Annotated in this window: 9 protein-coding genes and 1 tRNA gene; 1 reads left to right on the top strand and 9 read right to left on the bottom strand. The window is 35.5% G+C overall.

Annotated features, from left to right (window positions below; translation table 11 throughout):
• Positions 1–16 precede the first annotated feature (16 nt).
• Positions 17–93 (top strand) — tRNA-Val (locus PHP06_08720).
• 106 nt (positions 94–199) lie between these two features.
• Here the strand turns inward: PHP06_08720 and PHP06_08715 are convergent.
• The 9 genes from PHP06_08715 to PHP06_08675 form a co-directional block, all read right to left on the bottom strand.
• Complete coding sequence (locus PHP06_08715) at positions 200–1,426, bottom strand: DUF438 domain-containing protein (protein MDD3840638.1); 1,227 nt, start codon at positions 1,424–1,426, stop codon at positions 200–202.
• Positions 1,427–1,571: 145 nt separating this feature from the next.
• Positions 1,572–3,326 carry an ABC-F type ribosomal protection protein gene (gene abc-f / locus PHP06_08710; protein MDD3840637.1) on the bottom strand — a complete coding sequence of 585 codons (1,755 nt, stop codon included), beginning with the start codon at positions 3,324–3,326 and terminating at the stop codon, positions 1,572–1,574.
• Between the two features lie 328 nt (positions 3,327–3,654).
• On the bottom strand, positions 3,655–4,395 hold the full coding sequence (locus tag PHP06_08705) for a hypothetical protein (protein ID MDD3840636.1): 741 nt from the start codon (positions 4,393–4,395) through the stop codon (positions 3,655–3,657).
• Between the two features lie 234 nt (positions 4,396–4,629).
• The gene (locus PHP06_08700) at positions 4,630–5,376 is read right to left on the bottom strand and encodes a thioesterase (protein MDD3840635.1); all 747 of its coding nucleotides are present in this window, start codon (positions 5,374–5,376) and stop codon (positions 4,630–4,632) included.
• A gap of 67 nt (positions 5,377–5,443) precedes the next feature.
• A complete protein-coding gene (locus PHP06_08695) occupies positions 5,444–7,000 on the bottom strand; it encodes a diguanylate cyclase (protein MDD3840634.1) in 1,557 nt (518 codons plus the stop codon).
• 234 nt (positions 7,001–7,234) lie between these two features.
• A complete protein-coding gene (locus tag PHP06_08690; GenBank protein MDD3840633.1) occupies positions 7,235–9,496 on the bottom strand; it encodes an FAD-dependent oxidoreductase in 2,262 nt (753 codons plus the stop codon).
• 230 nt (positions 9,497–9,726) lie between these two features.
• The gene (locus PHP06_08685; GenBank protein MDD3840632.1) at positions 9,727–10,728 is read right to left on the bottom strand and encodes an ABC transporter permease; all 1,002 of its coding nucleotides are present in this window, start codon (positions 10,726–10,728) and stop codon (positions 9,727–9,729) included.
• Between the two features lie 15 nt (positions 10,729–10,743).
• Complete coding sequence (locus PHP06_08680) at positions 10,744–11,781, bottom strand: ABC transporter permease (protein MDD3840631.1); 1,038 nt, start codon at positions 11,779–11,781, stop codon at positions 10,744–10,746.
• The coding region (locus PHP06_08675; protein ID MDD3840630.1) for an ABC transporter ATP-binding protein at positions 11,778–11,965 on the bottom strand (188 nt) is incomplete at its 5' end. The genes PHP06_08680 and PHP06_08675, both read right to left, overlap by 4 nt.

Raw genomic sequence — 11,965 nt, 5'->3', positions numbered from 1 at the left:
TGGTGATTCTATGAAAGGGCGATTAGCTCAGCTGGTTAGAGTGCCACGTTGACATCGTGGAGGTCGTTGGTTCGAATCCAATATCGCCCACCATTTAACTTTACTTAAAACTATTGAAAAATTAGGTTATTGCTAACCTGCCCCTGAATTTTAAAAACTGGAGATTAAACCTCCGGTTTTAGTTTTGTTGTATATGATTTTAATCGGCTACCAACCTCTTCTCGCCCTGTATTTGCTGTATAGGCTTAATATTCTGGGTCACTTCCAGTGTACCTATATATTCACTTTTTTCATTTCTTACCGCAAAATATTGAATATACACATATAATCCACCCGTATTTATCCAAAATTCTTCTCGATCTTTTTTACCCGACTTAAAATCTTTCAACATATCGTTCACAATATGAACACTTGCCGGAGGATGACAATTCTGGACGCTTCTTCCTATAACCGCCTTGGTTCTGGCAAATATCCGTTCTTCACCCTTAGAAAAGTATTTTACAATATCGTCTTTATCTATAAATGTGATATCAAAGGGCATTGTGTTAAATATTGTACTGATCTCCTCGAAGGATAATATACCTGTATCAAATTTCACATATCCCTCCCAGTCCTGCTGCTGATCAATGGCTGTTTTAGATTCTACATCTACCCGCTCTGGAACCCATTTACCCTGTGGTTCTGTAATACAATACCCTATTTCATCGCTCTCCTGCTCAATCTCAATCCATTCATCTTCTGTAAGTGTATCGATAGCCATGGGAAATAATATACTGTCTTCCTTAAATATCATTTCAGTAATTTTGTTCAATACCTGCTGAACTTTCTCTACCACTTCGTCTTTATTCGGTTCATCATGGGCAAGCACGGTTCTAATTTCTTTCATCTCTTGCCGGATTTCATCGTCTACTCCCCACATCACCTTAGGAGGAGCGGTAATCCCATGTCTCTCAAGGTAGGGAAATAATAAATTTTCTTTCCTCTTATAGTGTTTGTCCAAATCCCATAATATGTTGAAATCCTGCATTAAAGCATTTTTGCTCTGGATATCTCCCCCTTGTTTGTATGATTCTAAATGAGGCTTCACATTATCTTCTATGTATTGTTCTACAGCCTGATTTTCCGCATCAAAAGTATGAAGAGGATGTCCTGGTATATCCAGCAAAGATTGGGATTTATGGATTTCCTCTATAGAGCCTTTAAATACTGCTGCATGCACATCGCATAGTCTTTGAACCTCTTCCACCGGCATACCTTCCATTATCAGGTTTTGCTCCATTTCAGAAATTTCCGCTGCACTTACTCCTTCAATTAACTTTTCAAATCTTGCCTTTACTTGTTCCATACTTTTGCCTTCATGCAGCTCCATGATCAATTCCTTTAAAACTTTTTGCCTATATTCCCTATTGTTTATAATCTCACTCATTGTTTTACCTCCTCATCGTTTAAAATATTTATACCCTTTCGCTATCAATTAAAACTTGCAAAGCAGATAGCAAACAAATGCCACTTTGTTATATCTTGCTACTTAATACAAAAAAATATAGGTAACAAAAGTTACCTATATCAAATTAGAGTTTAGAAAGTTTCTCTCTATTCCTATTAAGTCGCTTTGCAATTTCTAAATATCTTTTGTTCAGTCTTTCCTTTTCTTCCTCATCCGAAACTTCACTCAGTTTGCCACCTAGAAAAGCCAACTCATATTCTAACCGTCTAATACTATCGGCTAGATATTTGTATTCTGTACCTATTTTCTCTTCTTTCTTTTGTTCTTTACGTTTATTTAAATAGTATCGATAGCCTCCATCATAACAGTGCAAACTTTTATCATCTATCATGAAAACTCTGCTGGCCAACCTTTGAATGAGATATCTGTCATGAGAAACAAAAAGAATGCTTCCTTCAAATTGTCCTAATGCCTCTTCAACTTTCTCTTTAGATTGAATATCCATATAATTTGTAGGCTCATCCAATACAAGCAGATTGGCATCGGATAATATAAGCTTTGCAAAGGCGACCCTACCCTTTTCTCCCATACTCAAATCACCTATTTTTTTGTAGACCTCTTGACCTGGAAAAAGTAAACAAGCGAGAAGCAATCTAGTTTCTTCTGCAGTAGCTCTTTCATTTAAAACACTATCAAGTACTGTAGACTCGCTATCTAAATTATCCAGCTCTTGGGCAAAATAACCTACCTTGACAGAGGGATTTACAGTAACACTTCCACTATAGTTTTTATCGATTCCGCATACTATCTTAAGAAAAGTTGTCTTCCCGACGCCGTTTTGCCCAATCAGTGCAATCTTATCCTTACGCTTTATATCGAAAGAAATGTCCTGAAAAATCTTTTTCTCACCAAAACTTTTACACAAGTTTTCCCCTCTAACAAGAAATGGCGGAAGCTTATTGACAATAATGTTCTTATTTATAACTTCAAAAGCAGGAGAAACTATCTTTTCAGGCTTATCTATTTTTGATTTTTCTATCCTTTCCAGTTCCCTCTGTTTTGCCTTTAAAACATTTGAATGCTTTTTGGCTTTAGACCTATAAAAGTCGTTTTTCCCTGCTGCTTTATGGGCACTATCATACCAATTTCTTCTTTGATTTATCACCTGTTTGAGTTGTTGAATTTTTATTTGCTGGTTATAATACTCTTTAGCAACGCTCTTCCGTTCAATTTCCTTTTGAATTTTATAGCCGGAGTAATTACCTTGATATGTGTTTAACCCCCGGGAAGTCAACTCCCATATATTGTTTACCACATTATTCAGAAAATATCGGTCATGGGATATAATCATCATAGGCTTGGCGATATTTTGAACAAAATCCTCCAACCATTCATAACTTTTCATATCGAGATGATTGGTGGGCTCATCCAGTATGAGAAAATCAAAATCACTCACCATCGCTTTGCAAAGCGATAACTTGGTCTTTTCTCCTCCGCTTAAACTCCTCGCTTTCCGCTCCCATTTTTGCTCATCAAGTCCCACCTTATTGAGTGTTCTTTTTACTATCGCTCCTATATCCTTTATATCGTTATTGCTATTGCTTGAAACCATCTCCAACACTTGCTGATAAACCGAAACATTTATATCAAACACCGGATATTGTTCTATATATAAAACTTTTGCATTACAAGGAGAATATGTGATTTGACCTTTATCACTATTTTCCTCACCCGCCAAAATCCTAGCGAGGGTAGTCTTGCCCACTCCATTTGCCCCGACCAACCCAATTTTATCTTTATAGTTAATCTGGCCAGTGATATTTTTAAACACATTTTGTCCCTGATAGCTTTTAGAAAGATCGCTAAAATATAAATCCAAAAAATCATCTCCTTATCTTGTTCTTAATCTTTACAAGCTTTTAGAGATGATAGAATAAAAAACAAAACTGCAGCAAACACTTAGGGGGATAATACTGCAGTAGAACATATAAATATTAAAATCCAAAATTTTCCATAGTGCTTTTTAACTATCATCCCTTAAAAAGCGCACACCACTCCCTTGGAGTCTATAAGCACTTTTAAGAAATTATTTTATTTTGATCAGTTAAAAAACACTTTCCTCATGGCACACCTCGTATTATCTATGATATTATTACGATTATTATAACATAATATTATATTTTTGTGTTTACCACAGCTGGTTTATGCTACATCTTTCTAATATTCCCCAAAGAAACATAGTATTTCGTATATCTATTGCCCCATTTATCGGCATATCTGCCCTTCTTATCCGGAACCATGACTGTTGCCCTTTTGTTTATAGCATAGATAACACCTTTAATTAGACTGTTTTTATAATCGAAAAACGCCTTATCTCCCACCTTTAAATCCAGCTTTTCCCCTGCAATGCTCCTATAGGTAGGTAGCTGATGATAGCTTTGAGTATGTCCAAATAAATTGTATGCCATCGTTTTAAACCGGTCACCTCTGCAACTGGACTTATGAAAATATATAAACTCTATAGCATGGCAGAGCTCATGTTCAAAAACCAGTTGTAAAGCCTCTAAACTATCCTTAGTCTCTAAACCCCCTACCGATTTATTTTCCTCTAATAGACCGTAATTAAAAAAGAAATCCACACCTATGCGAATCTCAATATAAAAATTCTCCGGTTTTATGTTTTTAGGACAAAGAGTCAATCCTGCACTTCTAATCATGCGTTTAGACAAAGAAAACTTAAGCTTTCCTGTAAATTCATCTTTAAACCAATCATCAAAAAATATATTATCGTAGAGTTCAAATAATAACTTTAAATCAGCAGTGGATATCCTTGTAATGGTACCGTCTTTTATATTCTCTGACAATTTCATAAATGAATTATAAACATTTTTCCGTTTATCTTTAATTGTTGCTTCATTATATTTGTAATACAGCAGATTTCGGTTCATGGTTATCTCCTTAGCATTAGATTTGATTTCCAGTAATTACAACCTTGCCTAACGCTTTTCTCCCTTCCATAATCATTTTCTCCAAATATTCCCAACCAATTTCTGTGATCTCATAATACATTCGAGGTGATCCGTTAACTGATGATTAATAATTAATCCTCTTATATTTCAGAAACAACAGTGTCTGATAACATATCATATAAAATTTCTATTCATGAGTAAATAAAATCCCTTTTACCTCTCCCATACAGTTTCTAAAAGACAGAGATCTTTTTGCTGCCCATCCAGTATTTTGTGAAAACAAGTAACACCATCACTTTGACGGGAAATCTGAGTTGCAACTTTTATCTTTTCACCATATTCCGTCTCTTTTTTATATGTGACTTTCAATCTCTTCAATTGATACTTAGAAATTATATCTATAGGTATAGTTTCAAGGCACCACTCCACATATTTTACATTATTTACATGTTTGTTTGTATCTATGTCGCTATACCTTACAGAAAATTCTCTGCTGTTGTCCGCCCTTGAAAGCTTACCCACTTCCTCCATACTAATAGGCTGCATACTACTTTCATCTATGCAATATTTTTCATATAGATGCTGATTTATCTTTGTAAGCCTTTTCTTTCGGGTATCCATAAAAAGCCATACAGAGCTGGCCTCAACAATGCTATCCCCTTTACAATTAAATATCTCAAATTTCCTATGGGCATAAAATCTTCTAAAATAACAGGGCATTGTAGTCACCTTGATAGTTTCCCCGAAATGCGGGTATCTATCAACCTTAATATCCCATTTATATAGCACCCAAGCGATATTATTTTGATTAAAGTAATCTATCCCCACCCCCAACTCCTCACTTTGCAGTAGTGCAATATCCTCAAAGTAATTCATAATGCTGGTAATAAGACATCTCTTTTTATAATCAATCTCATAATAGTGAACAAAATAATCTCTTTCAGTTAAAACCGGTTGCATTTTAACACCCTCATATCTAATTTTTAGTAAAATTTCTATTAAAATAATTATATAATAACCGATATGTTTATCCTATCATTTTAACAAAAACATCAACAATTTCCGGATCAAATCTGGTACCGGAATATTTTTGAATTTCCCGGACAGCCTGTTGCTTGGTCATAGGTTCTTTACTAAACAATGGATTTACCATCTTATCATAACTCTCTGCCAATGCTATGATCCTTGCTAATCTAGGAACCTCTTCCCCCTTCAAGCCTTTGGGATAACCGGTTCCGTCCCATCTTTCTTGATGAGCTAGCACATATTCTGCCAGATCTAAGGTATTATCAAAAGAATTTAAAATTCTATAGCCTACAATAGGATGTTCTTTCATCTCTTTCCACTCTTGCTGGGTCAATTCATCGTCTTTGTTGAGCAAACTTTCATCTAATGCAATTTTGCCTATATCATGAAAGTATCCTGCCTCTTTCAATCTTCTAATTTCAATTTCTGATAAATTCATTGCCTTACCTATGTCCTCACATATTTGGCTAACATTTCTTGAATGTTGTTTCTCCCTAGGACTGATCTTATAGAATACATCAGTAATGTTTTCTATTGAAATATTCCTCATATGATTTCTATCAAGGACTTTTTCCGAATACATTCTATCTTCTGCATTTTTTATAACCTGCAAAATATCCTGTTGTTTATCAACTTTGGCATCACATCCCATCGATATGCTACCTTTAACCGCTTTGATATTTTGTTTCGAAAACTCTTCCTTTATTCTATTCATAATCTCTTTTGCATGCTTTGCTTGAGTTTTCGGAAGAAGAATTGCAAATTCATCTCCTCCTACCCGGGCAATAATATCATCTGATCTACAAACTTTTTGAAAAGTATTAGCTACCTCTCGCAGCAGCTCATCACCAGCATCATGTCCAAAAATATCATTTGCCAGTTTCAATCCATTGACATCCCCTACAATTACAGAAATAGGAAGATTTCTGTCAGTATCCAAACGCCTCATCTCTTCTTCAAAGAAACTTCGGTTGTATAGCCCAGTTAAAGGATCATGAAAACTCAAATACTCAATTTTTTTGATTTGTTCCTTTTTTTCTGTCACGTCCTCTATATAGGCGCCTACTCCATAATATCCGTTCAAAAGCTTTACAGGAAATTTTTTCATTTTATAAATGTTGTTTTGCCATTCCAATTGATCTTCAATAAGAATGTTTTTTTCTAGCACATCAAGGTCTGTTTTTCTCTGTTTTTCAGCAAACTCCGGATCTGTTAAAATAAAATCATCAGAACCGATAATTTCAGATAATTGTTTATCATAAAATTTCTCCAAAGCCTTATTTGCAAAGATGTATTTTAAATTTTTATCTTTTAAATATATCAATCGATTGTCTGCATCTATAAAGGTCTTACGCAATTGATTGAAGTTGTTTATTTCATAGTTTCTTTGCTTCAATTTTGTCAAGTTAATAAATAACAAAATAATTAACAACAATAAAAACAAAATAATAGCAACCAACACAAAAGTATCGATTTCCAAAATTCTCATCAACCCAAGTTGTCCTATTGCACATCGATAAAAGTCAATATTTGTTGGTATTGCTATAATTCTTTTCATCCCTTCTTATCCCCTAACCTTTATAAAAATTGTTTTAAATGTAGCCTTTAAACATTTTGTTTATAGCATTTATAATAATATACTACTTTTCAACATCTCATGTCAATTATTATCAAAATTCATATATTCGCCTGTAATTGTTGAATCAGCCTAATAAAGTAAGCACCGGAAATTATCCCAGTGCTTACTTTTTCGGTAACACCCACCAAACGACCGACAAAAGGTTTCCCCCTTTCAAATACGTCGCGCTAGGGCATTAGCAGCTCGTGTTGCTTCTAATACCTTTCCTGCCTGAAAGCTATCACCGATATTGTATATCTCTGAGGCCACCTTTTCTTTTTGAGCCTCAAAGAACAAGCGATCATCGGGTTTATTTCCGACTGCAATAACCACTAGGTCTGTCTCTATCAATTTTTCTTGTTCTTCCATCTTTAATTTAGGAGCTAAAGGATTCTCTATATTCTCCGGTAAAATAGGATGCCAAGTGATATATGGATCAGGAACTGTTTCAGACACATTTTGTATCACTTTTACCTTTTTTTCTTCAAAATCTACCACCCGAGTACAATTCATCAGTTCAACACCCGCTTTCTCCATATAGTGGATCAAAAAGCCTCGGTTTGCAGTGCAAGTATGGTTCATAAAATATTTTTCCATCTCAATAACTTTTACATCCCTATCATGCTGATATTTCAACCAATACGCTATCTCACAGCCTACAACACCACCGCCGATAACTACAACTTTCTCTGCATCTCCCAGCTTTTCAGGATATAATAACAAATCAGTACCCTGCACCCAATTTACCTTGTCTATATTTTTAAAGGGCAGTTTTAGCTCTTTTGATCCTGTGGCAAATATAATGGAATCAAATCTCTGTTCTTTCAACCAGTTCAGGGTAGCATCAATATTCGGTAAAAATGAAAGACCATATAATTCTTTAGCTTGTTCCACCTGCCTTTCCAAGTACAACCTATAATTTTCAATCTCATACTTGATTTTAGGAACCCCTGCAGGCAGCACTTTACCGCCGATCTTATCGATTTTTTCTACTAATGTCACATCATGGCCTCTTTTAGCAGCAATTACAGCTGCCATAACCCCAGCGGGTCCTGCTCCTATTACTCCAATCTTCTTCTTTGGTTTTGCCAGTGTCAATTGATAAGACATACGATATTCAAAGCTAGTTCTCGGATTGACAGCACATTGGGGATGTCCACCCTCCACAAATTCATTTATACAGCCTTCTTGACATCCGATACACGGGATGATATCTTCCACCTTTCCTGCATAAGCTTTGTTACACCATTCCGGATCAGCCAACAAAGGTCTGCCCAACATGATCATATCGCATTTTTGTTCCCGCAGAGCTTGTTCCGCTAAATCAGGATATCCCAACTTACCAACAGCTACCACAGGAACCTGTTTTCCTGCATTGGATAAAATATTATTGTCTGCAAAATAATCCTTTACAATTTTAGAGACATCTAAAAAACACCCTGGTGGCATACTCGCCGGTGGATGAGGCAGCCACCAATTGTCATAACAGCCTAAATCCACATCAAAGATATCTACCCCTTCTTTAACAAGGTTGGACATATATTCCAGAGTCATTGCAATAGTTCTGCCGTTTTTAAACTTTCGCAAAGATTTATTGTTCATCTTTTCCCCATAGGTCTCGTTGAGTGCCAATGATAAATCAATCCTGTACATGATAGGATACTTTGGACCTACACGTTTTCTTATCTCTCTTACCAAGTCCAAGCCAAAGGCTTGCCAATCGGAATAAGCCCCTATCTTTCTCCTGTTAAAAGCTGGATTTGTCATCTGTTCCAGCAAATAACCCTCATGTCCATGCAGATATACCCCATCAATACCGGCAGCTTTAGCATCTGCTGATGCTTGACCGGCATTTTTAACTATCTTTTTAAGTTTTCTGTCACTCATTGGGGTGCTGGGTATTTGAGGAATGTAGAAGTTAGGATTTAAAGAAGCGGATTTGGGAAACTTTTTCAAAGTCAATAGACATTGGGGATTGCCAACACGACCTAACCCGGGGGTTAATTGGATGAATATCTTGGATCCATAATTATGTACCCCTGCAGCTAGATCTCTCCAGCCGGCGAAGACCGATCTGGAACGATCAATTCTAGGAAAATAGCTGAGATCCCCCGGCTCGGTAACGGTAGGATCTATGCCATGGCTGACAGGGACCAATCCGGTAGTGATAAGACCTACTCCTCCTTTGGCTCTCTCAAAAAAATATTGCAGCATCTGATCATTAGGCCGTCCTGTTTCGTCACACATAGAAATATTGCCCATAGGCGCCATAACTAAACGATTTTTAATAATGGTATGATTGACTTCAATCGGTGTAAACATAGACGTATAAGGATATAGATTTTTAGTCATTTTGCCCAATTCAAGTACCTCATCATCATAAAACCATTTTCCATAATTATCAATCAGTTCATTGATAATCTTATCCGTTTTCATGATCTTCCCCCCTCATTATTTTCTAACCGAACTTTGTTTGGTGTGACATAATTATAACATATGGAAATTTTTGTGACAAACCATTTGCTTAAGATTCAAAATTTTAACATAACTATACTTCATCTTGTAAATCAATCCTTTTGTCTTCGCGCAAAGGTGCCTAATCAACAATGGAACCCAATTATAGACAGTCTTTTATTGTATGGATAAAGCTTTAAAACAAAGTATATTTAACTCAACCCCCTTTTAATTCTTTTGCTGAGCATCATAAATACTATCGCTGTAATTAAAATTATAATGCCGCTATTGATAAGAATCTGACTCCATGTTGCAGTTTGCAAAATTATGCTGTTCAATGCATCAAAAGCCCAATAAAACGGCGACCAGTACAATAGAAAATGCCATTTGCTGTTTAAAAATATAGCCCCAAAAATTGAACCCAATATTGGTACGAATAGCATTTTCATGCTGGATATAGCCCCCAAGATGTTATCATTGGTAACCCCTATAACAAATCCGATGATGACACTTATTACGGCTATGCTGAGTATCACCACACTAACCATAATATAATTTATATCTCCATAATCTAAAATAGCTAAAATTCCAAAAGCATGGACTATAGGTAGTATAAATCCTAACAGCGCTTTTCCTATTACATACTCGATCCTCTTTATTGCAGACACACTTACTGCTGCAAGTGTATTTTCCTGTTTTTCTTCTACGATATTCATCAGTATAATCATACCGCCGAATACTGATACAAATATAGTCAACAGGTTGCCACCGAATTGTTTAAATGGAGACAATCGCCATCCCACATCAGAGATGTTCACCTCAACAGGCAGCTCTAAATCCTGATTCTCATATGAATTCACGATAAAGTCCAATACATCAATGCCTCCTCCGGTTTCATTGCCTTGCTGGATTATATTATAGCTATCACTTTGCTTAACTAATCCGAAAATATCATCTGTATCATTTACACGGTTTTTCACATCGTCTTGATTTTCAAATATTTCAATGTCTACATGCTGCCCCAGATATTCAATAAAGGCTTCATCTATAGACTTATCTACAGCAACATTTATAGTAGTCAAGCCTACCGATGCAGTCATCATCCTCAATACAACGGCTAATATGAAAGGAGCAATGATAATATATAAAATCATGTAATCCCGTAAACCTGACTTAATATCTCTTTTAGTTATTGTGAATATTTTCCTAACCATTGATTTTCGCCCCCCCTATACCGTTAATGTTTTTTTAAATCTATTGTTGGCCCATATAAAAAATATCACTGCTAATATACCAAATCCGGCTATATTATAATAGATAAAGCTGATATTGGGATTTTCTAAAAATACCTCTCTAAAAGCAAATATAATAGGGTAGGAGGGCAATATCTTTATTATAAAAGGTGAAAAGCTGGGTACAAAATAGGATATAGTTGCAAATGCAAACGTTATAATTACCACATAAATAGCCCCCATTGCCTTAATAATCGAATCATAAAAACTCGCAATAAATAATCCCACAGCAGTACCAAATGCGTTGGTTACAATAAGCAGCAGTGCTAAATAAAAATAATTTACATCAAGTCTCGCAACTAACAATGTAGTTCCTATACCAGTTAAAAAGCCGGTAAATAACATCATGCCCATCTTGGATAACAAATATTGCCATACTTTAGCAGGTGTCACTGCAAATGCCTTGATAGTCCCTTCTTCTTTATCCATAAATATATAGGCTGCAACGATGAACAAGCCGGTAAACGATGAATTCAAAAGTAAAAACATGGGCAGCAAATTTATCCTATCAGTCAATCTCTCACTATAATTATTTAAAGTAGTAATCTCGGTTACACTCTTATATTCAGGCAATTCCCTAGCCAGATATCCTACAAGGGATTTTTCTATCATATTCCTGTGTTTTGGATTTTCATAACCTTGTAGCACAATATCATATACCACTTTATCATCATCTTTAGAGATGCTAACTCCGACACTGTTTCTATCCTGTTCTAAAACCTTCTCTATCTCATCTCTTGACTCTAAAAATACAACACCTTGGTCATCATGTTTTTCCAGTTCTCGAGTTATAAAGTTTGATTCTATTGAACTATCCACATGAACATACAATACTTCCTTAGATGTAAAATCCTCCGGCACTACAAACAGCAATATAACCACAAAAATCAGAGCCATTATAATCTCTATATAAATATAAAATGTCTTAAAAGACACCTTTAAGTCTTTTAGAAAGGTGTACAGTACCTTCATCATACTAACCCCCTGCCTGTAACCTTTATAAATATCTCTTCTAAAGTCGCCTCTTTTGTATGCATAAGCTCTATCTCATAGTTGTTTATAATATCATTCAGCCTTGCCTTGTCCTGTTCATCTACCAAAGAAATAGTTTGCTTTTTAATTGTATTTCCTTGCCTATATTCTACATCTACAAATTTTT

The organism is Clostridia bacterium, assembly GCA_028698525.1.
In the GTDB taxonomy this organism is placed as follows: domain Bacteria; phylum Bacillota; class Clostridia; order JAQVDB01; family JAQVDB01; genus JAQVDB01.
Note: the sequence above shows the minus strand (reverse complement) of the source record. Positions and strands in the feature narration are given on the sequence as shown.